Source organism: Janthinobacterium sp. PLB04 (assembly GCF_021165895.1).
Lineage (GTDB): Bacteria > Pseudomonadota > Gammaproteobacteria > Burkholderiales > Burkholderiaceae_D > Janthinobacterium > Janthinobacterium lividum.
Map to the genome: position 1 here is coordinate 2,079,074 of NZ_CP088968.1, position 25,630 is coordinate 2,104,703.

Here is a 25,630-nt window from a genome sequence, read left to right on the forward strand (position 1 = left end):
TTTAGGTAAAAGGATCAGTCCTTGCGGCCGGCTTTCCAGTTCAGTCCGAAATTGTAGCGCTCGTCCATGGCCTGGTGCGCCGTGATTTTACCTTGGCCGCCGAAGTATTCCACCAACTTTGTCACCTGCAGGTTGCCGCCGTGGTTTTCCAGCATGGCGATGGCGCACATGGCGTGCTGGCTGTCGCTGTCGAGGCGCACTTCCACCGTCGGCTGGCCGGGAATCTCGATCGTCACGACGCCATCGGTGGCGGCCCAGTTCGGCACGCCTTCGTAGATGAAGGCGTACACGAGCACGCGCTTGATCTGGTCGAAATGGGTGCCGTTGATGAAGATGTTTTCGCCGCTGCTGATGCTGCCCGTGCGGTCGTCGCCTTCCAGGTGGATGTACGGCGGACGGTCGTAGGCGCCCCAGCTGTTGCCCAGCGCCTGCACGGCGCTTTTGCTGCCATTGCTCATTTCGAACAGGCAGCCGATGTCGAGGTCGATGCCGCCCGAACGGCCGGCCGGTTTGTTGAACAGCTTGCCCAGGAAGCCCGTGTCCAGCTTCGAAGCGGGCGCCTGGCCTTGCGACGCGTTCTGGTTCCAGTTCAGGTTGACCCGGATGCGGCCATAGCCGCCGCTGTCGCGCTTGTCGAGCGAAATCTTGTCGCCGCGTTTTTCCAGGCGGATTTTCGACAGCGAGATTTTATTCGCCGGCGGCGGGGCCGCCGGCGTGGGCACGGAAGCCGGCGCTGGCGCCGGGGAGGATGCCCCCGCTTCGCTGCCGCCAAAGTGCTTCAGCAGGGCCGCCAGGCCGCCCGCGAAACCCTGGCCCACGGCGCCGAAGCGCCAGCTGCCGTCGCGGCGATACAGTTCGCCGATGATGACGGCTTTTTCATCCTGGAAGTCATTGCCCGTGAAGGCAAACGTGGCCGCCTGGCCCAGTGCCATGCTGGAATTGCCCAGCGCGCGCATGCTGCCCTGTTCCGTCGCCGCCGTGAACACCAGCTTGTCGATCGAGGCGGGCAGGCGGGAAAGGTCGACCTGGAAGGTGGAGCGGGGGCCGTTCAAGTCCACGGTGATGGCGTTGTCCGGCGCGCTTTTCTGGTTGAAGAACACCATGTAGCGGTCGTCCGACAGCTTGCCGGCCGCATCGACGCCGAAGCAGCTGACGTCCACTTCCATCGAGCCCGAAACGATATCGAGCGTGACGGCAAACGGGCCATTCAAGCCCAGGTCAGCCAGTTTGCCTTTTTGTCCGCGTGTGAAATTGGTCATGGTCGTGCAGTCCCTTCGTCGCTGGAGAGTTGAGTATTCAAGGAGTGGTGCAAATGGGGGGCGGGCGCCGCGGCGCCGTCGGCCGCATGGCGGATGCCGAACAGGCGCGCCTGCTCGATGATGCGCAGTGCCCAGCTGCTGTGCGTGGCCACTTCGCACATCGATTCCTGCATGCGGAACACGGCCGGGCTGTCCGGGTCGATGATGCGCAGCGCCAGTTCGATGTCCGACTGCGCCACCTGGTAGTGGCGTTCGATCTGCGGCACCTGGTCCGGGTGGATGGCCGTCTTGGCGATCATGCCGTGCGCCATGTCCTGCGCCACTTCGGCATCGAGCCAGCTGCCCTGCGACAGGTGCTCGAAGACGGGCGCCGTCAGCTGGAAGCCGTGCGGCTTGAAGATGGTGACCAAGCGGCCGATGACCTGGCCCAGCGGCGTTGAATAAATGGTGCCGCTGGTGGGGCGGCGCAAGCCGAGTAATGCCAGCAGATCGTTGCCGCCGATGCGTAGCGCCAGGATGCGGCGCCGCACTTCCGGCGCCGACAGGATGATGCGGAACTGCTTCATTTCCTCGTCGTCGAACACTTCCGCCGTTTCCAGGGTCGGCATCAGCAGATGGTGCGTGTGGCGCACCAGCTCGAAGTAGGCGGCGAAATTGTGGCGCGTGGATTTCGGCAGCACGAAGCCGCTCAATTTGTCGGCGCCGGGCATGGCCAGCACGCGCGCCAGCACGTCGAGATTGCGCACGCGCACGAAGCGCAAGGTATCCGATTCGTCGCACATGTTTTGCAGCGCCAGCGACAGGTTGAACATCGCGTAACTGAGGTCGCGTTCCGCGATGGCGTCTTCGGTGCAAAGGATGACCGAACGCAAATGGCTGAATTTGTCGCCATTCGCGATTGCCAGCAAGTCCTTGTGCGTGGTCGGCACATACATGGAGGCGCCCAGCGCCGCTTTATGTTCGCTTTGTGGGTGTAGGGAGTTGTTATCCATCGACTGCGCTCCTGATAAGGGCAACCGCCTGGTAGGGCAGCGCCGGTTCTACTGTGACGGGTATGGCTTTTTCCTGCGCCAGAAGCAGCAAATGTGCCACGTCCGGCGCATTCGTGTCGCGCACGATCAGGCGCTCGGGCACGCGGCGCAGCAGCACGCGCGTCGCTTCGCCGATGCCTGGCTTGATCAGGTTGATGTCGCTGATGCCGTATTCCTGCTGCGCCGCGGCCATGTAGGCTTGCGAGCGGGCCGCCATGGCTGGCGCATCGCTCGCTTCGGCCAGCGGGATACCGCTGCTGGCGGCAATCGCCATGGCGTCGGCCACCAGGCCGTCGGCGAAATCGCGCGACTGGTCGTGCGCTTCGAACTGCGCGTAGTACACGCAGCCATGGAAGTCGTCCGGGCCGATGGCATCATTCAACACGGAGCGGCTGACCAGGCCCGAGACCGTGGCATTCAGAATGCTCGACGGGATCAGGTAGTCGCTGGCCGATGCGGCGCAGGCGGCCGTGCCGGCCAGGTCGGACAGCACGAACAGGCCGCCGTCGATGGCCGTGCCATGCGCCGCGTTGAAGTCGTTCACCGTCTGGCGCAGTTCGCGCGAAATCACGCCCTTGCCCGTCCAGCCGTCGACGAAGACGATGGAAGCGTCACCGTGGCCCTGCGCCAGGATATGCTGCAGGGCATTGGCGTCGATGCCGCGGTCGCGGATGATGGAGACGGAATAGTGGCTGCATTCGCGCTGGAACACCTGGCGCAGCAAGTGGCCCAGGATGACGCCCACGGGCGTACCGGCGCGCGCCAGCGAGACCAGCGTGATGGGGCCCGTGCGCCGCGCCGCGATCAGGGCGGCCAGGCGCAGGCAGTCGCGCGCCATCTGCAGGCGGTTGGCCGCAAACGCGCTCCGGAACAGGGCCAGGTAGGCGGGCGAGGGCAGGGATTCGGGCGACAGCATTTCGCTGTAGTGACGTTGGCCAGACTGGATCAAGCGCTCTTTTTCGGCCAGGTCGAGGATGGGTTCGAGCGCCATCGGCGTGAGCAGAAACTCCACGTCTTCCTGGCGGTAGCTGCCGCTGAAATGCTGCGTGCCGTCGGTCATAGCGCCGCCACCGTGAGTGCCGCCAGCTGGGTGCCGTTGGGGATGATGGCGTAGTCGCAGGCGGCCATGAAGCGGGCGTCCGAACGGCTGTCGCCCATGCCGAAGCTGACGATGGGGCCATGTTCGGCTTCCAGCTCCGCGCGCAGGTAAGCGACGGCGCGTGCCTTGTTCAGGGTTTTCGGCAGCACGGCCAGGTTGTTGCCGTTGCGGTGGATGAAGTAGTCGCTGCCTTCGGTGGCGATCCACTGCTGCAGCACCTGCTCTTCGATATCGGCCAGGCGTTCGCCGCGCGCTTCGTGGTCCTTGACGACGATGTAGAACGGCGTGTTGTAGTCCTCGATCAGGCGCGCGCGCGAAGGCATGCCCGTCTTGGCCTGGAAATCGTCGATGATGCGCATGGCTTCCCGCAGGCCGGGCAAGGCCGTCTGCATGTCGTCCTGCATCAGGGCCAGCCAGCCCGCGTCGAGCGCGCCGCCCGGCTGCAGCACGATGCCGCCGTAATCGAGCACGCTGTAGCTGGTAAACGGCAGGTCGACCCGGCGGAAGGCGTCGCCATTTCTCGCCGTGGCGGGAATCAGGGTCATGCCGCTGTGCGCGAATTCAAAGAAGGCGCGCTGGCGCGCCGTCGTAAACGAGCAGGCGTCGCCATTTTTCAGATAGGCGGCCGGCTGCAGGTCGGTCTCGCCCGGGCATTTTTTCGGGGTCTGGAACAGTGTGTCGTCCAGATCAACAAACAGGAATTTCTTCAATTTTGGTCTCTGACTGAAAGTGGAACAGGCGGCCATTCAACTGGCCGGCGAGTTGCATGAGGGCCGGGCTGGCCGGGGTTTCATGGCAGATGAAAACGTGCTGGTACTGGCCAGGCGCCACGTTGTACAGGTAATTGGCGATGCCTTCGCCGTAGTTGTCGTCGCAGTTGACGATGTGGCCGACGGAGCCCCATGACAGGATGGGCGAGCGCGTGGTCGATTGCACCACCACGTTCTTGCCCAGCGCTTCCAGCTCGCGCGCCAGCAAGAACGACGGGTGCATGAATTCGCCCGTGCCCAGCACCAGCACGGAGTCGCCGGCGCCGATTTCCTGCGCCAGCTGCACCGCCAGGCCTTGCGGCGGCGCCAGGGCGCGTCCCACGCCGATGCGGCCAAACGCGGGGCTGGCGCCCCGTTCCGCATTCGCCTCGAAGCGCTGCGCGCTGGCCGCTACCGGAGCAGGCGCATCGCCTGCCTGGAAGGCGTACTGGCCGGAGAGCGCCGCGCCGATGCTGGTGGGCAGGCCGAAACGCTCACTCAAGCCCGCGTTGGCGGCCTGGCCCATGAAATTGGTGATCACGCCCAGGTGCAGCTTTTCCAGCTGCGGATAGCGCGCGCGGCACACTTGCACCAGGTTGGCGAAGGTGTTGCCGGTCGACGCTTCATCGTCGATCAGCACCAGGCTGCGGGCCGTGGAAAACAGCGCGCTGGCGGCGTCCGATAAATGCAGGAACTGGCGCGGCGCGTGGCTATGCGATTCCTCGAATTCGAAGAAGGGCACCGTACCCACGCGGTAGCGCGAGCTGTGCAAAAACAGGGCTTTTCCATGCGGGTTGGCGCGCAGCCATGCCTCGAACACGCCCTGGCCCAGGCCGACGGCCGTTTCCGCCATGGCGATGAAGACCACGGGACCGGGCAGGCTGGGGGGGATCTGCGCGGCCAGGTCGTCGTGGATGGCTTGCATGGCGCGCGGCGTGACGGGCCAGTGCTTGCCCAGCACCTTGGACAGGAACAAAAAGCCCCGCTTGGCGTTGGCGCGCGCGGCAAAGCCGATCAGCCAGTCCAGCGGAAAGCGCGCCTCGTCCACTTTCAAGGTCAGCTCGCCCGTGGGCATCTGCTGCTTGACGATGTTCATGGCAGCTCCACGGCATAGGCGGCTTCGCCCACGCGCATGCCTTCGTGGATGGCGGGCACGGTGAGCTTGTCAAAGCCCTGGTCGAAACCGGCCAGCGCCAGGTAGGGCAGGTTCGGGCCGGCAGCGCACGCCATGCCGATGCCGCCCGACATGCGCGGGTTGATCTCCAGCAGCGCCAGGCCATTCGCGCCTTCGCGGAACTGGATGTTGAAGACGCCATTCAGGCGGTAGTCGCGCGCGAGTTTGTCGCAGGCTGCCAGCAAGTCGTCGCGCAGTTCGATCAGCTGGCCGCTGCCGCCCCCGTGCAGCTTCTTGCGCGGCACGGCGCAAACGAGCTTTCCCTGGTCGGCGACGCAGTCGGCGCTGTATTCGTGGCCGTCGAGGTATTCCATCAGCAGCAGGGTCTTGAACGATGCCATCTGCGCCAGGCCGCTGCGCAGCTCTTGCGCATTGATCTGGTAGGCGGCGCCGGCCAGCAGCAGCTGGGCGCTGGTGCGCTCTTCATCGAGAATGGCAAAGCCCAGGGCATACACGGATTCGGACGGCTTGATGCACAGCTTGCGATGCAGCGGGCGCAGTTCGGCGTAGGCGGCGTCGTATTCTGCGATCGTGGTGACGGCGCGGTAGTCGGCCGGGCGCGCCATGGGCAGATCGAGTCCGTCGCAGAAGCGCGCCTTGTCGTGCATTAAATTCAGGGTGTCTTCGCTGGCCACGCTGAGCACGCGCGTGCCGATGGCGGCGAAGCGCGCGCTGGCGCTGCCGATCAGGCCCGCTTCCTTGCCCGGCCAGAAAATCGTGATGCCCCGGTCGCGGCAGAATTCCAGGCACCACTCGACATAATTGAGGCCCGTCAGGCCCGACGGTTCGACCGCGTATTCGTGGGCCGACAGGAAGGCGGCCGCGTGCGCGTTCGTATTGCTGCACACGATGTGATAGCGGGGCGCACCGCTTGTCGCGGCCATATCGGCCTCGCGGATCAGGCGCATGGCCGTGCCGACCGAGGAAAATGTTTTGTTGAACCAGACTCTTTGCATGTACGGGGACCGGGTAAAGAAAGGGAAAGCCGCGCGCAGGTGCGCGCGCGGGGATTCTAGCCAGCCAGACTTAACCTGGCCTTAGAAAAACGCCCGCCCAAACCTGCTGCGCGTCGTGGACGCGGCCTGCGATGCTCACTGTGCATACGCACAGCTGCGCTTCTCGGCCACGTCCCCTTCCGCTCGCAACGGTTTTGGCGGGCGTTTGAGGATCAGCCAGCCTTGCCGCTGGCTGTCCATTTGAGGAAGGCGTCGCGGTTGCGCGAGCAGATGAACACTTTGCCCGAGCCGGAAAAGCGCAGCACGATGCCTTCGCCGCTGGTGACGCTATTGACGATATTGCCGAGGAAGCCGCCGATGCCGCCGCCGCTGGCACCGCCGCCCGTGGTCACGGAAATCTCGTATTTCAGGCTGTTGTCCCAGCACACGACGTGGGAATTGTCGATCACGACATCCTTGCCCGGCTCGACGTCGAGCTGGAACATGGAGCCGAAGCCCGACACCACCACTTGTCCCGTGCCGGCCGTCTCCATGACGAAGAAGCCGCCCGACTGGGCGAACAAGGCGTTGCCGATGCTTTGCGTGCGCACCTTCATTTCCGTGCCAGAGGTGGCGGCGACAAAGGCGCCGTCGTTGAGCAGGTACTGGCGCGCGCCCACGTCGACCACTTCGATGGCGCCCGGCAGGGTGGGGGAAAGCAGGCAATCGCCGCTGCCGCGCACCGCTTCGATATGCTGCTGGAAGAACGATTCGCCATTCGCGAAGCGGCGCATGATGGCGCTGCCCAGGCCGCCCGTCATCTTGCCTTTCAAGTCCAGCGCCGTTTCCATCATCACCATCGCGTCGGATTCGCAATAGATGGTTTCGCCCTGTTTCATGCTGACGTGGAGGAAAGGATCGACGTCGCCCGTGACACTAAATACTGGCATGATAAATCTCCAAAAAAAAGCCGCCTGAACTGTGCAGGCGGCAGTGATGATACGACACTAGTCCAATTCACCGCAGAAAGCCAGGCAGGCTTTCTGCGTGTGAATTTTAGGCATTGACGCCGAACGAGCGGGCCAGTGGGCCCAGGCCGCCGTTGAAGCCCTGGCCGATAGCCTTGAACTTCCATTCGCCGTTGTAGCGGTAGATTTCGCCAAAGATCATCGCCGTTTCCGTCGAGCTGTCTTCGGACAGGTCGTAGCGGGCGATTTCTTTTTCGCCTTCCGCGTTCAGGCAGCGGATGAAGGCTTTCGAGACCATGCCGAAGTTCTGGCGGCGCGCGTCGGCATCGTGAATGGTGACGGTGATGCTGATGCGGTCGATGTCGGCCGGCACGCGCGACAGGTCGATTTCGATGCGCTCATCGTCGCCTTCGCCTTCGCCCGTGGTGTTGTCGCCCGTGTGGACGACGGAACCGTCGGTCGACTTCAGGTTGTTGTAGAAGATGAAGTCAGAGTCGCCACGGACTTTGCCGTCGCTTTTCAGGAGGAAAGCGCTGCCGTCAAGGTCGAAGGTGGCGCCGTCCGTCGAACGAGGATCCCAGCCGAGGCCGACGATGATCTTCTTCAGGTTCGGTGCTTCCTTGCTCAGGTTGACGTTGCCGCCTTTTTGCAAACTGATTGCCATGTGGTGCTCCTTTTCAGTAATTTACTTAAACATACCTGCATGGGATGAGCGCAAAGCGCTCGTGCCATTACTTCCTCAACTGGGGGCGGAACCCCCGATTTCAAGCTTGTGCCGCGTGCCGTTTGCGATAGCGCAAGGAGGACCACAGCGAGACCAGGATGAAGGCCACGCCCGACAGGCCCGTGAACCACTCCGGAATATGGTACTTGACGGACGCCAGCATGATCAAGGCCAGGATGCCGATCGCATAATGGGCGCCGTGCTCCAGGTAGACGAATTCGTCCAGGGTACCCTTGTGCACCAGGTACACCGTCATCGAGCGCACGAACATGGCGCCGATGGCCAGGCCCAGCATGATGATGACGACATCGTTGGTGATGGCGAACGCGCCGATCACGCCATCAAAGCTGAACGAGGCGTCCAGCACTTCCAGGTACAGGAAGCCGCCGATACTGCCGCGCGCCACCGTTTTTACCAGGTCGCCATTGCCGTTCCTGGCTGGCGCGGCGCCTTCTTCTGCGTCATCCTGCAAGTCCGGTTCGTCTTCTTCCAGCAAGCCGCTGATCCAGTTCACGCCGATGTAGACGGCGATACCGACGATGCCCGAAGCGAGCACGCTGTATTTTTCATCCACAGGGCCCATCGCCACGCAGGCGGCCACGGCGCCCATGGTGATCAGCACGGCCAGGCTTTCGGTGCCCAGCGCATTGACTTTTTCCTCGGCCCAGCCCAGCCAGTGCAACTCCTTCTCATCGTCGAACAGGAAGTTCAGGAACACCAGCAGCAGGAAGGCGCCGCCGAAGGCCGCCACTTGCGCATGGTTGTCCGTCAAGTGCTTGGCATACACGTCCGGCGTCGTGGTGGCCATGGTCCACACGTCGACCAGGCCCAGGCCCGTGGCGACGGAAACGATGACCAACGGAAATAGCAGCCGCATGCCGAAGACGGCCACGAGGATACCGACCGTCAAGAACAGTTTTTGCCAGAACTCATTCCAGTGACGCAAGACCGAGGCATTCACCACGGCATTGTCGAACGACAGCGACACTTCCATGATGCCCAGCACGCCCGTGATCCACAGCGCCTGGATCATGCCTGACATGCCGCCATGGCTGTACCCCCACCAGCCTGACACTGCCATCAGGATAAAAGTGACTAAAAAGGAAATTCTGAAATGCCGCATGAGGACCCCGTTGCAAGTGTGAAAGACGTTTGATTATCCGCGCCGCTGTGCGCGCCGCACTCAGTGTTGATATACGTCAATTGTTGTATATGCCATGATTTTATATTAGTTGCCGCCGGGGGCGGCGTTTTATAGGCTGACGATAGACAGTTCTGCTGGCGCGGATGATCTGCGATAATTGCGGCGCGCCCATCGGGCTGCCGCAGTCTCTTGCACACTCTATACATATATAAGAAGGAATACTCCGTGGATATCGCTTACCTCGTCACGCCCCTGATCACCTGGATCCTGGTCGGACCGATCAAATTCCTGATCAACAGTGTCCGCACGCGGCAATGGGCGTTCGGCCTGGTCGGCAATGGCGGCTTTCCCAGCAACCATAGCGCCGTCGTTTCCAGCATGGCCACCCTGATCGCCTTGCGCGAAGGCATCGGCCATCCCGCCTTCGGCGTGGCAGTGACCTTGGCCTTCATCGTCATCATCGACGCCAACAGCCTGCGCCAGCACGTAGGCAAGCAGGCGGCGGCCATCAACCGCCTGGCCAAGGAAGCGGCCAGCCCGGCGCATACCTGGCTGCGCGAGCGCATGGGGCATACCCTGGTGGAAATCGCCGGCGGCCTGTGCACGGGCGTGGCGATCGGTTTCCTGATCAACACCGTTTTTGCCCGCTAAGTTCGCTTTCCCTGAAACGCAAAACCCCGCCTGAAGGCGGGGTTTTGCGTTTCAGGGCGTAAAAACTACGTTTCATCCATTCATTAAAGCATTACAGGAAGCCGCCGATTGACATGCCCGGACACGCTCATGGATACTTTGGCGCTTGTGGTTTTAATAAAAATATTATGCTTGCTATCGCTTGCAGCCCTATCCGGGCCGCAGCAACGGTAGTGGTGCTATCTATCCGGAGAATTACCCATGTTGCGCAAAACCCTGTTTGTTCTGGCAATCGCTTCCGCCCTGGCCGCCTGCGGCAAAGAGTCCAAAGATCCTGGCAAAGGCGCTGGCAAGGGGGGCAAGGAACAGGCGGGCGCTGCCGTCAATCTGCTGGTATCCCCGGAAGACCTGCTGACCATCCAGAGCAATGCGCTGGCATCGGGGCCTGTCATCACCGGTTCCGTGCAGCCTGAGCGCAATGCGGACTTGCGCGCCGAAGTGTCGGCCGTGGTGATCCAGGTCATGAAGGAAAATGGCGAAGTGGTCAAACGGGGCGACGTGCTGGTGCGCCTGGACGAAACGTCCATCCGCGACGGCCTCAATTCGGCCGAGGAAGCCAGCCGCGCCGCCAGCCAGGTGCTGGAGCAGTCCGAACGCATGTTCCAGCGCATGAAAACCCTGCGCGCCTCGGGCATGACGTCGACGCAGGCGCTGGAAGACGCGGAAATCCGCCGCAACAATGCGCAAAGCGACCTGTCCGCCGCGAAAAGCCGCGCCGTGCAAGCCCGCCAGCAGTTGCAGCGGACCCTCGTGCGCGCGCCGTTCGACGGCATCGTGAGCGAGCGCAAGGTCTCGAATGGCGATACGGCGCAAATCGGCAAGGAATTGATCAAGGTCATCGATCCAACCAGCATGCGCCTCGAAGGCCTGGTGTCGGCCGACAAGATCGGCGTCGTCAAGGTGGGCCAGCCCGTGCTGTTCCGCATCAATGGGTATCCGGGCCAGGATTTCGCGGGCAAGGTGCGCCGCGTCGATCCTGCCGCCAATGCCGTCACGCGCCAGGTGGCCGTGCTGGTCGATTTCAATGACAAGGAACAACCGCGCGTGGCCGGCCTGTATGCGGAAGGGCGCATCGAGACGGAAACCGTCAGCGCGCTGATGATCCCCGATTCGGCCCTGGTGAAGGCGGGCGACGTGACCTACACGTGGAAGGTCAAGGACAAGGCTTTGCATAAAGTCAACTTGCGCATCGGCGCGCGCGACGTGCGCACGGGCCAGTGGGAAGTGCAAAGCGGCCTGGCCAGCGGCGACACCGTGCTGCGCACGCCGGGCTCGACCTTCAAGGATGGTCAGAAAGTGGAATTGACGGCCGCCAAGGCCGTGCCTGCCGCCGCCGTGGCCAGCAGCAGCAGCGCCGTTGCTGGTAAAGGAAACTAAGCCATGTTCCTTTCCGATTTCAGTATCAAGCGGCCCACCGCCACCATCGTCCTGATCCTGGCCATGATGTGCGTCGGCTTGCTGGCGCTCAAGAAATTGCGCGTCAACCAGAACCCGGACGTCGAAGTGCCCTTCATCGTCGTCAGCATCCCTTACCCTGGCGCATCGCCCGACACGGTCGAGCGCGAAGTGGTGAACCGCCTGGAAAAGTCCTTGCAAAGTATTTCCGGCGTGACCGAAGTCAATAGCGATTCGAATGAAGGTTCGGCCAGCATCTTCCTGAAGTTTTCCTTCAATACCAACCTGATCGAAGCGTCCGACAATATCCGCAATGCGATTGCCGCCGTGCGCTACAAGTTGCCGACGGAAATGCGCGAGCCTATCTTGCAGCGCATCGACCCGGCTGCCGAACCGATCATGCAACTGGCGCTGTCGTCGAATACGCAAAGCCATGCGGAAATTTCGCGCCTGGCCGAAGACGTGCTGTCGGACCGCTTCCGCACCGTCGATGGCGTGGCGCTGGTCAACGTGGGCGGTTCGCTGAAACGCGAGCTGTCCGTGCTGCTGCGGGCGGAAAAATTGCGTGAATATAATGTTTCCGTCAGCGACGTCGTCACCGCCTTGCGTAACCAAAACACGAATGCGCCCGTGGGCAAGGTGCGCGGCACCCTGGACGAGAAAAGCATCCGTCTGGTGGGCCGCATCGAATCGCCAAGCGACTTCGAGAAAGTGGTGATCAAGCGGCGCGGCGAGGAAATCGTGCGCCTGGCGCAAGTGGCGACCATCGAAGATGGCTTTGCCGAAGTCAATAGCCTGAGCATGCGCAGCGGCAAGCCGAACGTGGGCATTTCGATCACCCGCGTGCGCGACGCGTCCACTGTCAGCGTGGCCAACAAGATCCGCGACATGGTGGCGGAAATCAACAAGACCTTGCCGAAAGGCACGATCCTGCAAGTGACGCGCGACGGCGGCGAAAACGCCCAGCATAGCCTGAACAACGTGATCGAATCGCTGGTGCTGGGCGCCGTGCTGACGATTTTCGTCGTCTACGCCTTCCTGAATTCGTGGCGTTCGACCCTGATCACGGCGCTGAGCCTGCCGACGTCCGTGATTGCCGCCTTCATTGCCGTGTGGCTGTGCGGCTTTACCCTGAACTTCATGACCTTGCTGGGCTTGTCGCTGGCCATCGGCGTGCTGATCGATGACGCCATCGTCGTGCGCGAAAACATTGTGCGCCACATGCAGATGGGCAAGGACCGCCGCACGGCCGCGCTGGAAGGCACGGCCGAGATCGGCATGGCCGTGGCTGCCACGACCTTCTCCATCATCGCCGTCTTCATTCCCGTGGCCTTCATGCCCGGCATCTCTGGCGAATGGTTCCGCCCGTTTGCCTTGACGGTGACGTGCTCGGTGCTCGTCAGCCTGGGCATCTCGTTTACGCTCGACCCGATGCTGTCGGCCTACTGGGGCGACCCGGTCGAGGAACACTCGGCGCCGAAAAAGGGCATTGGCCGCGTGCTGGAAAAATTCAACCACTGGTTCGACCATCAGGCCGACCGCTATGGCCGCGTGATCGCCTGGGCCCTGCATCACCGCCGCTGGATGGCCGTCATCGCCTTCGGCAGCCTGGTGGGCGCCATTGTCCTGCACTCTACGCATGGCGGCACGAGTTTCTTGCCGGCATCCGATTCGGGCAATCTGATGATCAATGTGCGCACGCCATCGTCGAGCAGCATCGAGTATTCGCGCTTGAAACTGGAAGCGGCGGCCGTGCTGGCGCGCACCTTGCCTGAAACCAAGGATACCAACAGCTCCATCAATGCCGGCGGCGGAAGAGTGTATGTCGACATCGGCAAGCGCAACACCCGCAAGCGTTCGGCCAAGGAAATCGCCGTCGAGCTGCGCGAGAAGATGTCGCGCCTGGTGGGCGCCGAATACGTGGTGCAGGATGACTTGAGCAATGGTTCGCAAAAGCCGATCCAGGTGGAATTCACGGGCCCGGACTCGCGTAAACTCATGGAAATCACGAATGCCTATATGGACAAGCTGCGTGCGATTCCCGGCGCCGTCGACGTGGGCCTGTCCGAGCAGGACCCGAAGAACGAGCTGCAGATCGAGCTCAATCGCGGCCTGGCCAACTCGATGGGCATTTCCGTCAATGATGCGGCGCAATCGTTGCGCGTAGCATTCGCCGGCGTGGAAGTGGGCGACTGGGTCGATCCGACGGGCGAAACGCGCGACGTGGCCGTGCGCCTGCATCCCGATGACCGCGTGGCATCGGAAAACATCGAGCGCCTGCCGATCAGCGTGACGGGCACGTCGCAAATGGTGCCGCTCGACCAGATCGCCACCATCACCATGGGCAAGGGCCCGTCCGGCATCGAGCACAAGAATGGCAAGCGCACGATCACCGTGTCGGCCAATGCGCAAGGCCGCTCGAACGGCGAAGTGACGAGCGACGCCATGAAACTGGCCAACTCCATCGACTTCCCGCCCGGCTACGGCCTGGCGCTGGGTGGCGCCGGCCAGGATCAGCAAGAGCTGTTCACGGAAATGCTGATCGCGCTGGTGATGGGTATTGGCCTGATGTATTTGATCCTGGTCATGCAGTTTGGTTCATTTACGGCGCCGGTGGCCGTGATGATGTCCTTGCCGCTGAGTCTGATCGGCGTGGTGGTGGCGCTGGTGATCACGAACAACACCCTCAACCTGATGAGCTTTATCGGCATCATCATGCTGATGGGCCTGGTCGCCAAGAACGCCATCCTGCTGCTGGACGCGGCGCGCAAGCGCGAGGAAGAGGGGCATGGCCGCGAAGACGCGCTGATGTACGCGGGCCGCATGCGTCTGCGCCCCATCCTGATGACGACGTTCGCGCTGATCGCGGGCATGTTCCCCGTGGCGCTGGGCCTGGGCGAGGGTGGCGAGTTCTACCGTCCATTGGCGATCGCCATCATCGGCGGCACCATCACCTCGACGATTTTGACCCTGCTGGTCGTGCCTACCTTCTATGACAGCATCGAGATCGCCCGCGATGGCGCCGTGGCCAAGTTCCACCGCCGCGCCGCGCGCATGCCCGTAGCCGTGGCCATGATATTGACCTTGCTCGAATGCGTGTTGACCCTGCTGTTGGTGCGCTTCGTCTACCGCATGCTGAAAAAGGCCGTGCTGTTCCTGATGGGACGCCGCACGCCGAAGGCGACGTCGGTCAGCCTGCAAAAGTAATACCGGGCCAAGGCGCAGCTTGCGCTGCGCCGTGGTATTTCAAGAGCCTTCCGCGGAAGGCTCTTTTTTTTGCCCGCCCGTCTGGCCAGAGGGCTAACTGTTGCGTGGTGGCGGCGTGGTGCCTGTGCCCGTGCCTGTTCCCGGTGTCGTGCCGTTGGGGGGCGGCGTGGTGGATGGCGGCGTGGTCGTGCCATCGGGGTTGGCGGTGGCGCCCGGTGTCATGCCAGGCGTGGCTGGCGTGGTGGCGTCCGGGTTGGTCGTGCCCGTGGTGCCGGACGTGCCGCTGGTGGCGGGCGGCGTTGCCGGTTCGGTGGCGGCGGGCGTGGCGGTGGTGCTGGTGTCATTGCGTTTATTGCAACCGCCCAGCAGCGCACAGACGATGGCGCTGCCGAGGACGAGCTTGCTGGTAGTCAGGAGTGGAGCCGTCATGATTGTTCCTTTTCAGTGTAAGACTGTCGTGGAAACGCATGCCTTGCCAGATTGCGTATCTGGAACAAGGCTGGCATCGCTTGCAAGGTTTAGAGTAGGCGGGCCGGCACAGGTTCACCGGACTTGCGTAGGCACCGTGCTGGCGGGGGCGGGGAGCGCGCTGCGTTTGACGCAGCGCAAATCCGCAAGGGATACGAGGTGGGCCAGGACAGGATGCCCTGGCCGCGTTCGACCGGTTTATTTGGCGGCAGGGGCCTTGCTCACTTCCACTTCCCAATCCACGCCCGACTCGACGTGGTGCTTGGCGGCAAAGTCGCCCTGGCTGATGGCGACGGCCACGTCGAGCAGGCTGTTCAGGTAGACGAGCGGTTTGCCTTTGGCGACGCCGCCAAACGTGTGTTCGAATGGCGCCGTGACCTTGGCCACTTGTTTGCCCTTGTGCAAGATGCGCACTTGCAGCGGATCGTGCAGCTTTACCTGCAATTCGTCGAGCAGGGATTTCGGGATATTCGTCCACACATTGCCATACTTGACGTCCAGCACGGGCACGATGCCGCGGATGGTGTTGCCGTCGCGTACAGGTTTTTGATACGCGATCTTCACCACGGATTCGCTCGGCAATTGCGGACCCACCTGTTCATACGTGATGGCGCCCGACGCCAGGCGCGCACCGACATACGCGTACACGTCGCGGCCATGGAAAGTGTACGATTCGGCGGAACCCGCCAGGCGATTGACCTTTTCATCGATTTCACGCAGTTCGGCCACGCCGTCGCGCTCGGCGATCAGGGTGAACAGGCCATTGTCCGGCCCCACGAAATAGCGTCCACCCTTGGTTTTCAGCACCACCGACTTGCGCGCCGTGCCCACGCCCGGGTCGATGACGGACACGAACACCGTGCCTTGGGGCCAGTAATTGGCCGTCTGGTACAGACGATAGGCGCCCAGCCAGATGTCGTAGTCGGGAATCTGGTGCGTCAGGTCCGAAATGGTGAGCTGGGGATCGACGCCATAGGCCACGCCATGCATGGCCGATACGGCGCCATCGGCCGTGCCGAAGTCCGTCATCAGCACCAGCGGCGCGGCGGCCTGGGCGCTGGACAGCAGGAGGGCGCTCAGGCAGGCGCCGGCGACGAGGTGGGAGATTTTCTTGATGATCATGGATTCTTTCCGTGGCGTTAGAAGGTGTAGTTCAGCTTGGCGTAGAAGTACGCGCCATTGACGCCGATGGGGTTGATGAAATTGTAGGGCAGGGCGCCGCCATACGTGGCGTTATTCGTTTCCCGCACGCGCTGCGGATAGCGGTCAAGGATGTTGTTGCCGCCCACGCTCAAAGTCAGTTGCTTGCTCAGTTTCAATTGGCCTTCCAGGTCCAGCGACCAGACGGCGCCGAAGCGCTGGGCGGGGATGCCGTCGATCAAGGGTGCATCGCTGTCGTAGGAAAAATCTTTCAGCTCGCCAAAGCGCGTGGCGCGCGCCTGCACGCCCCAGCCGGCTGCCTGCCAGTCGGCGCCGAGGATCAATTTGCTCGCGGGTGACGCATGTTTGATGCGGAACAAACTCGTCTCCGTCAGCAGGGTCAGACTCGGATCGATGTTGGCCAGCGCGGCGGAACTCTGGCGTACCTTGTCAAGGCTGGTCTTGTTCAGGTTCAGCGCCGCATTCAGGTTCAGCTTGCCTGAGGTGAACGCCAGGTCATGGTTCAGCACCACGTCCAGGCCGCGGGTAGCGGTGTCGAGCAGGTTGGCCAGGTAGGCCACGGACTGGATATCGTTGCGGCCATTCGCGGCCAGGTAGGCCGTGACGGCGTCGCTTTGCAAGTCGCTCGAGCGGGTGATGCGGTCGCGGATGCGGATCACGTAGGCGTCCACCGTCACGCTGGTGGCGGTGGCCGGTTTCCAGGCCAGGCCCAGCGAGACGTTGGTCGATTTTTCCGGTTTCAGCTGTTGTGCGCCGAAGCTGCGCGCCAGCGGATCGCTGGCCGGCAGCAGGGCCGCAGTTTGCAGTGCCGTGCCATCGGCGTTGAAGTTCAGTGTGGCGAAGCGGAAACCCGTCTGCACGAGGGCCGGCGCGCGGAAGCTGTTCGACAGCGAGCCGCGCACGAGGAAGTTATCCGTCACTTTATAGCGCGTGGACAGCTTGCCCGTGCTGGCGCTGCCGAAGTCGCTGTAGTGGGAATAGCGGGCGGCGGCGCCCACCAGCAGGCGCGGCGTGAGGTCGCTTTCCACGTCCGCATACACGGAGCGGATCTGGCGGCTGCCGTCGTAGGCGTCCGAGGGGCGCAAGCCCGGTCCCGCCTGCGCGCCCGGCGGAGCGTCCGTGAAGCTGCCGGCCGCATAGGAGGCAGGATCGCCGGCCGAGCTGGTGTAGGTTTCACGCATCCATTCGGCGCCCACCGCCAGGCTCAAAGGGGCGGGCAAGCCGATGTCGATGCTGCGCGTGGCATCGAGGTTCAAGGCATTCTGGCGGAAGTCGAAGCCGGCCAGATCAAAACGCGTGGGGCTGGCCGCACCCAGCGAAGCGTTGACGGAGTGGCTCACGCCGTAGTCAAAGCGGTCGCTGCCGTGGCGCGCGCTGGCGTCCCAGTTCCATTCGCCAGCGCTGCCGCGCACGCCGGCCACGATGCTGAGGTCGCGCTTGTCGCCATTGGTGACGGGGCGGTAGCCATTCGGATACAGGGCCGCTACGTTCGACGGGTCGCCCGGATAGCGGAAGTAGGCGCTGCCGTCCGATGTGCGTTCGTTGAGGGTGGCAAACGAGTACAGGTCCAGGCCGCTGTCCAGGGTGAGCTGGGTGTTGTAGAACAAATAGTGGTTGCGCTGGCGCGAGTCGCCCGACTTGAACACCACCTTGCCGTCGAGCGCCTGGTCGGCTGGCGTGAAGTTGTAGGAAGTCCAGCCCGCGTCGCTGGGGCCGGCCCGTTCCGTGGGCGAGCGGTGCCGCGTCTCCGCGCCGAAGCGGAAGAAGCCCGCCTCGCCCAGCGGCACACCATAGTCGGCGTTGACGATGACGGTCTGGCCATCCGTCAGGGTCTGGTCGGTCGGGTCGAAATGCGTGTGGTTGGCGCCATGGCTGACGGAAGCGGCGCCGCCCGTACGGGCCTTTTTCAGTACGATGTTGATCACGCCCGCCACGGCATCGCTGCCGTACTGGGCGCCGGCGCCGTCGCGCAGGATTTCGATATGGTCGATGGCGTTCGGCGGAATGGCGTTGATGTCCACCGGCACGGTGCCGGCAAAGCTGCTTTCCGTATCGAGCACGGCGCTCGTGTGGCGGCGCTTGCCGTTGATCAGCACCAGCACCTGGTCGGGCGCCAGCCCGCGCAACTGGATGCCGCGCACGGAATCGGACGCGCCGCTCGACTCGATGCGGGGGAAGTTGATCGACGGCGACAGGTTTTGCAGGGCCGCGCCCACGTCGCCCGTCGCCAGCGCATTGCTCACTTCGCGTGCGCCGAAACGGTCGATGGGCACACTGCTGTCGAACACCGTGCGGTTGCGCGCGCGCGAGCCGACGACGGTGACCTGGTCGATGCTGGGGCTGGCCGTTTCAGCGGTGGTGCCTGTGCTGGCGGTGGCTTGCGCGTCCTGGGCCCAGGCGGGCGCGGTGCCCAGCATGGCGCAGGCCAGCACGATGGCGCGCAGGCGCGTGGCGGGAAGGGAGGCAGGGGTGGATGAATGGCGCGGATGCAAGGCGGTGTCCTTTGGGCTCGATTGGTGTTCGTATGGAAACAGTTGCAATGAGCTTAAGGGAGGCGCCCGCCGGCGCTAACGATTCTTTCTGGATATGCTTATGCTGTTGTTTCCACGCCGCGCCGTTCATGCGGCCAGATGGCGCAGCAGGGCGGGAATCTCGGCCGGGATTTCGCGTGCCAGGTAGCCGAGCCTGCCGAAGCGCAGGGCCAGCTGTTCGCCTGCCAGCGCATGCAGGGCGATGCCCCAGGCGCACGCCTGCTCCAACGGCGCCCCGCGCGCGGCCAGGCCCGTGATGATGCCGGCCAGGGTGTCGCCGGAACCGGAAATGGCCAGGCCGATATTGCCGCCTGCATGCGTCCAGCTGGTGCCGTCAGGCATGGCGATGACGGTCAGTGCGCCTTTCAGGACGACGATGGCGTTCCAGCGCCGCGCCGCGTCCACGGCGCAGGCATGCGGGTCGGCCAGCACGGCGTCTTTCGACAGGCCCAGCAACTGGGCCAGTTCGCCCGCGTGCGGCGTCAGCAGCACGGCTTGCTCAAAACGGAAGTGCGCGGGCTTGCGCACGACCTGCATGGCGCAGGCGTCGAGAATGAGGCGGCTGCCGGCAAACAGGGGCAGCAGGTGGCGCATCAGCTCGCAGCTGGCGGCCGTGTCGCACATGCCTGGCCCGACGAGGACGGCGTCCACCTTGCCGGCCAGTGGCGCCAGATGGTGTTGCGCCTCATGCCGGAAGCCGCCCAGCGCCGTCTCGTCCAGGCCAATGACCCGCGCCTCGGGCATGGCAACGGCTACCTGCGCCGCCACCGATGCGCCCGTCGCCAGGGTCAGCTTGCCGGCGCCCGCGCGCAGCGCTGCCGTGGCCGCCAGCAGGATGGCGCCCGGCATTTCCGCCGAGCCGGCAACGATCAGCAGGTGGCCGCGCACTTCCTTGTCGCCGTCGGGCTGCGGCATGGGCAGGGGCCAGGAGCGCAGCAGGGATGGGGTGATGGCGGTGGTGTCCATGCGTGACTCCGAAAAAACTAGGACTTGGGCGCGGCCGGCATGTCGGGCTGCGCGGTAACGGGTGTGCCGGCCGCTTCCAGCGGCGCGACGAAGTTGCACAGGTCCAGCTGCAGCTTGCCGTGCTTGCCCAGGGCGGGGTTGAAGGCGTAGGAGGTAACGCCGCAGTTGGGCACGTCGGCGGCCTTGTCGATGGCCAGGATGGCGTGCTCGTCGCAGCGCTCGAGCAGGTAGCGGAAACAGTTGACGATGACCTGGTGGCCGACGATCAGCACCCGCTCTCCCCGGTATTCGCGGGTGATGGTGTCGAGCACGCTGCGCAGGCGCAGGATGACGTCGCACCAGCTTTCGCCGCCCGGCGGACGGAAGTAAAATTTGCCGACGTGCTGGCGCTGTTCGTGCAGTTCCGGGTACTTGCTGGCGATGCCGTGCACGGTCAGGCGGTCGAGGATACCGAATTCCTTTTCGCGCAGGCGCTCGTCGGCCACCACGGAGGCGAGGCTGTCCGCATCGATGCGCGCCAGCACGGCTTGCGCCGTCTGCTGGGCCCGCACATACGGCGAATACAGCACCACGGTCGGTTGTTGTTCAGGGGGGAGGGTGGCGAACCAGTCGCCCAGGGCTTGCGCCTGGCGCGCGCCCAGCTCGGAGAGGGGGACGTCGACATCGCGCTCGGCGATGGCGATCAATAACTGCTTTTCCGCTTCTGCGGCATCGCGCGCCACGTTGCCGGCACTTTGGCCGTGACGCACGATCCAGATTTGCTGCGGCCATTTCTGTTCCATCGCCTTGCGCCTTCCTCTGTATTTATTGTTAATAAATATAGACGAAAGCGGCAAGGCGCGGCGCGCCGCTGGACTGCTGCTTAGGCGGCGTGTTCCGCTTCGTCCAAGTCGGGTGCGTCGTCGCTGTTGTAGACGGCCAGGTCGGTTTGTCCCATGACCCGGCTGGTGACGGTGCCGGCCGTGATCGAGCCGCTCACGTTCAGGGCCGTGCGGCCCATGTCGATCAGCGGTTCGACGGAGATCAGCAAGCCGGCCAGCGCAACGGGCAAGTCCATCGCCGACAGCACGATCAGGGCGGCAAACGTGGCGCCGCCGCCCACGCCGGCCACGCCGACGGAACCGATGGTGATGATGGCCAGCAAGGGCAGCAGGAAGCTGATCGTGAACGGGTCGACGCCGACGGTGGGAGCGATCATGACGGCCAGCATGGCGGGATAGATGCCGGCGCAGCCGTTCTGGCCGATGGTCGAACCGAACGAGGCGGCGAAGTTGGCGATGCCTTCCGGCGTGCCCAGGCGCTGCGTCTGCGTCTGCACGCTCATCGGGATCGAACCGGCGCTGGTGCGCGAGGTAAACGCGAAGGCCAGCACGGGGAAGACTTTTTTCACGAAGCGCAGCGGATTGAGGCCAACGCCGGCGATGATGGCCAGGTGCACGAGGAACATCAATATCAGCGCGCTGTACGAGGCGACGACGAAGTTGATCAGTTTCAAGATGTCCGTGTAGCTCGACGACGCCACCACTTCAAACATCAGCGCGAATACGCCGTACGGCGTCAGGCGCAGCACCAGGGTGACCATGCGCATGACGATGGCGTGCGCCACTTTCATGAAGTTTTCGAAGGACGCGAAGATTTCCGGCTTTTTCGCGGCGATGCCCGTGGCCGAGATGCCGATGAAGATGGAGAACACCACCACGGCGATGGTCGACGTCTTGCGCGCGCCCGTCATGTCGAGGAAGGGGTTGGTCGGCACGAAGCTGACCAGCAGTTTCGGCAGCGACAGGGCCTTCGCCGTTTCCAGCGAGCCTTGCAGCTGCACGCCGCGCGCCACTTCGGCGGCGCTCGACGTCAGGCCGACAGCCGTCAGGCCGAACAGCTTGGCCATCAGGATGCCCAGCGCGGCGGCGATGGTCGTGGTGATGAGCAGGGTGCCGATGGTCAGCGCACTGATCTTGCCCAGGGAACTTGCATCCTTGAGCTTTAGAATGGCGGAAATGATCGAGACCATGATCAGCGGCATGATGATCATCTGCAGCAATTTGACGTAGCCGCTGCCGACGATGTCGATGTATTCATTGGTGCCGGCGATGATGGGCGAGCCGGCGCCGTACAGCCACTGCACGGCCGCACCGAGCAGCACGCCCAGGCCCAGGCCTGTAAAGACGCGCACGGTAAATGTCGCGTGTTTGCGTTGCTGGTGGAACATGAAAGCGAAGACGAGCAACGCAACGAGCAGGTTCAGGATGATGTTAATTGCCATGAAGGGGCCTTATCTTGGTTTTATTCGAGACTGCACGGAGCACATAAAACAGTACTGCAACTGACAGCTGCCCCAGCCCGGGGCTGAAGGGCAAGCACTGTACAGTACTATGGTGGCGTTTTGCGCAATACCGCTGCGAATATTACGCTATATAAATATGCTCCACAGGCATAAGTCTTCCGGCGGATTGTGAAAAAGAAGATTTCATGCAAGCATGTTTTGCTTATTTATTAACGTCGTGCCAATTATTTCAAGGAAAAAGATGAATGCTTTAACGGAAGTACAGGTACTCGATGCGGAAGAACGCTTGCGCCTGGCCATGATGGCCTCCGATGTGGCTGTACTGAATGTGTTGCTGGCCGATGACTTGTTGTTTACGAATCACCTGGGTCATCTGCTGAGCAAACATGCGGACCTGGCCGCGCACGAGCAGCGGCTGCTGACCATCACGGACTTGCGCGCGTCCGAGCGCCATGTGCGTGTCACTGGCAACGTGGCCGTCGTCTCCGTGCGCATGCACTTGACGGGCAGCTATCACGACGTGGAAACGCATGGCGACTTCCGTTTTACGCGCGTCTGGGCGCAGGATGCGGCCGGCGCGCTGCAAGTGATAGCCGCCCATTCCGGCGTCGTGGCTTGAGGAGCAAGAGTTAGTGGATCATCGTTCCAAAGGGCAGCTGTTGGAAGCTGTCATCGCCGCCGGCCCGGCCACCTTGGCCATCACGGCCGGCTATCCCGTGCTGTTGTACAACCTGGTGCGCACCTGGGCCGACGCCCCCGGCGCCAATGCGCTGGCCGCGTTGCTGCTGACGGCCGGCCTGTGGGCCTTGCTGGAATTCTGGCGCATCGCCCTGGCAACGGTGGCGCGCAAGGCGTATGCATTCAACTGGCGCTTCTGGCTGGCCATCGCCGGTTTTCTCGGTTGCTTCGTACGTTTCGTGCCGGACATGCCGGCCGGACTGATGCTGCTGTTGATGGTGCTGCCGGCGCTGGCGTGGACGCATTTCATCTTGCAGCAGATCAAGCGCCCTGGCAACTTGTAAGTTTTATTCTTCCTCTTCGGCTTCTGCTTTCAGCCAGGCTATCCGTCCATTGCCTGCCTCATCCAGATGGGCCAGCAGGGCGGTGGCCGCCGCTTCCGCCAGGCTGAAGTCGAACAGTACGTCTGCGCCGTGTTCCACGTTCAGCAAGGTGGCGCCGGCGCCGTCTAGTTCGCGGCGCAGCATGCCTTCCATCGCATACGGCACCGTGCAACGCAGGGTACGCTGGCGCACGATGGCCGTCTTTTCCGCCTGCAGCAGCGCTTGCGCCACGCTATCCGTGTAGGCCCGCACGAGACCGCCCGCGCCCAGCTTGATCCCGCCAAAGTAGCGCACCACCGTCGCCAGCACGCCTTCCAGGTCCTGGTGGCGCAGCACGTCGAGCATGGGCCGCCCGGCCGTGCCGCTCGGTTCGCCATCATCGACGGCCGCCGACTGCCCTCCCGCCAGCAGCGCCCAGCACACATGGCAGGCGCCCGGATGCTGCGCCTTCAAGTCATTGACCACCTGCTGCGCGCTGGCACGGTCCGTCATCGGCTGCACGCAACCGATGAAACGGCTTTTCTTGATGATCAGTTCGCTGTGGACGGGGGCGGCAATGGTAAACGGCATGGCGGGTGCGAAGGCGGGCAAAGCAGCATGATAGAGGAAATGCGCGCCGGCGACGAGCCGGTGCCGCCTAGGCGCCCGATGGCGATACCAGTTCGCGCAGCGCCGCATCGCGCACTTGCACGATGTCGAACAGTCCCAGCGCGTGCAGGGCGGGCAGCGCTTCAATAATGTCGCGCTCGGCGCTGCTCCGGTCGGCGTCGCTGCTGGTCTCGTCCAGCCATAGCCGAGCGTTGGCCAGGAAGGCCCCCACCGTTCCCTTGCGTACAGTGACGCCATTGAACTGGCCCTGGTTTTGTTGATCCGCTAATACGTCTTCTGCACGCATGGTGAACTCCTGAACGATGGAAAGACTCCACTGTATGATGGCGGGATTGTCTTGCCTGCGTTGTTTATGTCATTCGATACGTCAAATCCGCCAATTTTTCCAGCGTCGCCGCTGCGCGCCATGCGCATTGTCCAGCCGCAGGAGCGGGTGACGGCGGCGCACCGCCATGCCAGCGGCCAGCTGTTCGGCGCCATGCGGGGCTTGCTTTCCGTTGCCGCCGACAGTGGGCAATGGGTGGTGCCGGCCAGCCATTGTGTGTGGATGCCGCCCCATCACGTGCATGGGCTGCGTTCGCATGGCCCGTTTGCGGGCTGGAGCGTGTATGTGGACGAGGCCAGTTGCAGCGGTCTGCCTGCCGCACCGTGCGTGATGCGTGTCTCGGGCTTGCTGCGCGAAGCGGTGGGCCGCGCCAGCGCCTGGGACGAGGGTGCGCTCGATGCGCGGCAGGCCAGGGTGGCGGGCGTGATCCTCGACGAGATCGCCGCCGCGCCGCACGAGCCGTTCGGTCTGTCGCTACCCACGGACCCGCGCCTGCTGCGCGTGGCGCGCGCCGTGCTCGATGACCTGGCCGACGAGCGGGGCGTGGAAGCGCTGGCCGCCTGGGCCGGCGTCTCGCCGCGCACCCTGGCGCGCCGTTTTACGCTGGAGACAGGCTTTACTCCGTCCGCCTGGCGCCAGCGCGCCCGCATCCTGCGCGCCCTGGAGTTATTGGCCGCCGGCCAGCCCGTCACGACGATTGCGCTGGACCTGGGCTACGACAACGTCAGCGCCTTCATCGCCATGTTCAAGCGGGTGATGGGGGTGACGCCGGGCAGGTATGGGGAAATGGATGGCAGTGAATCGAGCAATATCGGTATTTGGTAAAGCGCAACTTGCTGCAGATGGAGACGGCCAAGGCTAAAGTCGTGTACGAATGCTGGACTTGGCCTCGATCCGAATCACCTTTTTCTGGTCAATGCCATTATTTTTTTAAGCATTAAATCCATCGAACTTTGTCGATTTTAATGAAGTGACTTTTTTAATGTGATGGCGTAGTATATTTTTGTTTATTAAGTCAAGTTTTATTTTAATAATTGGTAGTAATTAAATGATAATTGATAGTATTTTTTATCAAGGCTATCATGTTTAAAATATAAATATTGGAAAATTTAAAAAATGAATCTCTTGAAAGCCTCAGTGATTTTTATGGCGCTGTCATGCGCGTCTGTCAACGCTCAAACGATCGTTACTTATGATATAACTAATGGGCGCGCGCAGAATGCAGGGCACTGGAGTAACAACTATAATGGGGAAATTACCCCAGCGACCCCCGGATCGAACTGGAATTATAATTACACCGGTGGTAGCGGTTCGCTGAACGACGGAGTTATTCCGAATAGTATTGAGAGTACTCAATTCATTTATGCCCCTGAAAATCCGATAATTACCTTGCACTTATCTGGCAAAACCATTGTCAGTGAAATGAATTTTTATAGCATGTTGTATGCATGGAATGGTTCTGCCGGTAATTTATCCGGCGCTACCGTTAGCTTTGGTGGGCAGTCGTTATACATGGATTCGCCGAACTGGGGGCCACGATGCAGTTCCTATCTTTGTAATAATCGCTTCAGTTTTGCAGGTACTGCGTTAGAAGGTGTTGCTACCGATGTGATCACAATCAGTGGTTTCAAGACAAAAGTAGCATCGGATCCTTTATATTCTATTGGCGAAATTACGTTAAATGGATCGTTGGTATCTCCCGTTCCTGAACCTAGCACTTACGGCATGTTTTTTGTGGGAGTGGTTGTGCTTGTGTTGCGCGCAAGACGCAAGCATGGTGTGAAGTTTGATATGGCTTGAAATATGCGAGAGGATTTGGAGGCATACGGCAAGCCTTCAATGTATCTGCT

The 25,630-nt window shown here is 62.6% G+C and carries 24 protein-coding genes; 7 read left to right on the plus strand and 17 right to left on the minus strand.

Going from position 1 to position 25,630, the window contains the following annotated elements; all coding sequences use genetic code 11:
- Window positions 1–14: 14 nt before the first annotated feature.
- The 9 genes from LSO07_RS09110 to LSO07_RS09150 all read right to left on the minus strand — a co-directional run bounded on the left by LSO07_RS09110 (window position 15) and on the right by LSO07_RS09150 (window position 9,062).
- A complete protein-coding gene (locus LSO07_RS09110) occupies window positions 15–1,259 on the minus strand; it encodes a TerD family protein (RefSeq protein WP_092612155.1) in 1,245 nt (414 codons plus the stop codon).
- Window positions 1,256–2,251: an HpcH/HpaI aldolase/citrate lyase family protein gene (locus tag LSO07_RS09115; protein WP_034785095.1), complete on the minus strand. Its 996-nt coding sequence runs from the start codon at window positions 2,249–2,251 to the stop codon at window positions 1,256–1,258. Before LSO07_RS09115 ends, LSO07_RS09110 begins: the two co-directional genes overlap by 4 nt.
- Window positions 2,244–3,350, minus strand: a complete 1,107-nt coding sequence (locus tag LSO07_RS09120; RefSeq protein ID WP_151093463.1) for a cysteine protease StiP family protein — start codon at window positions 3,348–3,350, stop codon at window positions 2,244–2,246. Before LSO07_RS09120 ends, LSO07_RS09115 begins: the two co-directional genes overlap by 8 nt.
- Window positions 3,347–4,099, minus strand: coding sequence for an HAD family hydrolase (locus LSO07_RS09125; RefSeq protein ID WP_070259729.1), 753 nt, complete (start codon window positions 4,097–4,099; stop codon window positions 3,347–3,349). The genes LSO07_RS09120 and LSO07_RS09125 overlap by 4 nt, the downstream gene beginning before the upstream one ends.
- On the minus strand, window positions 4,077–5,234 hold the full coding sequence (locus LSO07_RS09130; protein ID WP_070259731.1) for a phosphoribosyltransferase domain-containing protein: 1,158 nt from the start codon (window positions 5,232–5,234) through the stop codon (window positions 4,077–4,079). Before LSO07_RS09130 ends, LSO07_RS09125 begins: the two co-directional genes overlap by 23 nt.
- Entirely contained in the window at window positions 5,231–6,268 is a 1,038-nt protein-coding gene (locus tag LSO07_RS09135) for an ATP-grasp domain-containing protein (RefSeq protein ID WP_151093465.1), read from the minus strand. Before LSO07_RS09135 ends, LSO07_RS09130 begins: the two co-directional genes overlap by 4 nt.
- A gap of 212 nt (window positions 6,269–6,480) precedes the next feature.
- Window positions 6,481–7,197, minus strand: coding sequence for a TIGR00266 family protein (locus LSO07_RS09140; RefSeq protein ID WP_035826041.1), 717 nt, complete (start codon window positions 7,195–7,197; stop codon window positions 6,481–6,483).
- 106 nt (window positions 7,198–7,303) lie between these two features.
- On the minus strand, window positions 7,304–7,879 hold the full coding sequence (locus tag LSO07_RS09145; RefSeq protein ID WP_034785104.1) for a TerD family protein: 576 nt from the start codon (window positions 7,877–7,879) through the stop codon (window positions 7,304–7,306).
- Window positions 7,880–7,979: 100 nt separating this feature from the next.
- The gene (locus LSO07_RS09150; RefSeq protein WP_099387048.1) at window positions 7,980–9,062 is read right to left on the minus strand and encodes a DUF475 domain-containing protein; all 1,083 of its coding nucleotides are present in this window, start codon (window positions 9,060–9,062) and stop codon (window positions 7,980–7,982) included.
- Between the two features lie 246 nt (window positions 9,063–9,308).
- Between LSO07_RS09150 and LSO07_RS09155 the strand changes: the two genes are divergently transcribed.
- The 3 genes from LSO07_RS09155 (at window position 9,309) to LSO07_RS09165 (ending at window position 14,375) form a co-directional block, all read left to right on the plus strand.
- A complete protein-coding gene (locus tag LSO07_RS09155) occupies window positions 9,309–9,734 on the plus strand; it encodes a divergent PAP2 family protein (protein WP_092612170.1) in 426 nt (141 codons plus the stop codon).
- 240 nt (window positions 9,735–9,974) lie between these two features.
- Window positions 9,975–11,150, plus strand: coding sequence for an efflux RND transporter periplasmic adaptor subunit (locus LSO07_RS09160; protein ID WP_151093467.1), 1,176 nt, complete (start codon window positions 9,975–9,977; stop codon window positions 11,148–11,150).
- A gap of 3 nt (window positions 11,151–11,153) precedes the next feature.
- Window positions 11,154–14,375: an efflux RND transporter permease subunit gene (locus LSO07_RS09165; protein ID WP_151093469.1), complete on the plus strand. Its 3,222-nt coding sequence runs from the start codon at window positions 11,154–11,156 to the stop codon at window positions 14,373–14,375.
- 93 nt (window positions 14,376–14,468) lie between these two features.
- Here LSO07_RS09165 and LSO07_RS09170 read toward each other — a convergent pair whose 3' ends face one another.
- The 6 genes from LSO07_RS09170 to LSO07_RS09195 all read right to left on the minus strand — a co-directional run bounded on the left by LSO07_RS09170 (window position 14,469) and on the right by LSO07_RS09195 (window position 21,764).
- Window positions 14,469–14,804 carry a hypothetical protein gene (locus LSO07_RS09170; protein WP_151093471.1) on the minus strand — a complete coding sequence of 112 codons (336 nt, stop codon included), beginning with the start codon at window positions 14,802–14,804 and terminating at the stop codon, window positions 14,469–14,471.
- Window positions 14,805–15,041: 237 nt separating this feature from the next.
- Window positions 15,042–15,965, minus strand: a complete 924-nt coding sequence (locus LSO07_RS09175; protein ID WP_083299500.1) for an SAM hydrolase/SAM-dependent halogenase family protein — start codon at window positions 15,963–15,965, stop codon at window positions 15,042–15,044.
- A gap of 17 nt (window positions 15,966–15,982) precedes the next feature.
- Window positions 15,983–18,496: a TonB-dependent receptor plug domain-containing protein gene (locus LSO07_RS09180; protein ID WP_225317228.1), complete on the minus strand. Its 2,514-nt coding sequence runs from the start codon at window positions 18,494–18,496 to the stop codon at window positions 15,983–15,985.
- Between the two features lie 126 nt (window positions 18,497–18,622).
- The gene (locus LSO07_RS09185) at window positions 18,623–19,501 is read right to left on the minus strand and encodes an NAD(P)H-hydrate dehydratase (protein ID WP_151093473.1); all 879 of its coding nucleotides are present in this window, start codon (window positions 19,499–19,501) and stop codon (window positions 18,623–18,625) included.
- A 17-nt stretch (window positions 19,502–19,518) separates the two neighbouring features.
- A complete protein-coding gene (locus tag LSO07_RS09190) occupies window positions 19,519–20,283 on the minus strand; it encodes a histidine phosphatase family protein (RefSeq protein WP_034785117.1) in 765 nt (254 codons plus the stop codon).
- An 80-nt stretch (window positions 20,284–20,363) separates the two neighbouring features.
- Complete coding sequence (locus tag LSO07_RS09195; protein WP_151093475.1) at window positions 20,364–21,764, minus strand: L-cystine transporter; 1,401 nt, start codon at window positions 21,762–21,764, stop codon at window positions 20,364–20,366.
- A gap of 262 nt (window positions 21,765–22,026) precedes the next feature.
- On the opposite strand from LSO07_RS09195, the gene LSO07_RS09200 reads away from it, so the two are divergent.
- Window positions 22,027–22,404 carry a nuclear transport factor 2 family protein gene (locus LSO07_RS09200; protein WP_034785122.1) on the plus strand — a complete coding sequence of 126 codons (378 nt, stop codon included), beginning with the start codon at window positions 22,027–22,029 and terminating at the stop codon, window positions 22,402–22,404.
- A gap of 13 nt (window positions 22,405–22,417) precedes the next feature.
- Window positions 22,418–22,807: a hypothetical protein gene (locus tag LSO07_RS09205; RefSeq protein ID WP_151093477.1), complete on the plus strand. Its 390-nt coding sequence runs from the start codon at window positions 22,418–22,420 to the stop codon at window positions 22,805–22,807.
- A 3-nt stretch (window positions 22,808–22,810) separates the two neighbouring features.
- On the opposite strand, the gene LSO07_RS09210 is transcribed toward LSO07_RS09205, so the two are convergent.
- The gene (locus LSO07_RS09210) at window positions 22,811–23,416 is read right to left on the minus strand and encodes an IMPACT family protein (protein WP_151093479.1); all 606 of its coding nucleotides are present in this window, start codon (window positions 23,414–23,416) and stop codon (window positions 22,811–22,813) included.
- A 67-nt stretch (window positions 23,417–23,483) separates the two neighbouring features.
- Window positions 23,484–23,741, minus strand: a complete 258-nt coding sequence (locus LSO07_RS09215) for a hypothetical protein (RefSeq protein ID WP_151093481.1) — start codon at window positions 23,739–23,741, stop codon at window positions 23,484–23,486.
- 120 nt (window positions 23,742–23,861) lie between these two features.
- On the opposite strand from LSO07_RS09215, the gene LSO07_RS09220 reads away from it, so the two are divergent.
- Both LSO07_RS09220 and LSO07_RS09225 read left to right on the plus strand, forming a co-directional pair.
- A complete protein-coding gene (locus LSO07_RS09220; protein WP_225317229.1) occupies window positions 23,862–24,605 on the plus strand; it encodes an AraC family transcriptional regulator in 744 nt (247 codons plus the stop codon).
- A gap of 291 nt (window positions 24,606–24,896) precedes the next feature.
- A complete protein-coding gene (locus tag LSO07_RS09225) occupies window positions 24,897–25,580 on the plus strand; it encodes a PEP-CTERM sorting domain-containing protein (protein ID WP_151093485.1) in 684 nt (227 codons plus the stop codon).
- The last annotated feature ends 50 nt before the right edge of the window (window positions 25,581–25,630 follow it).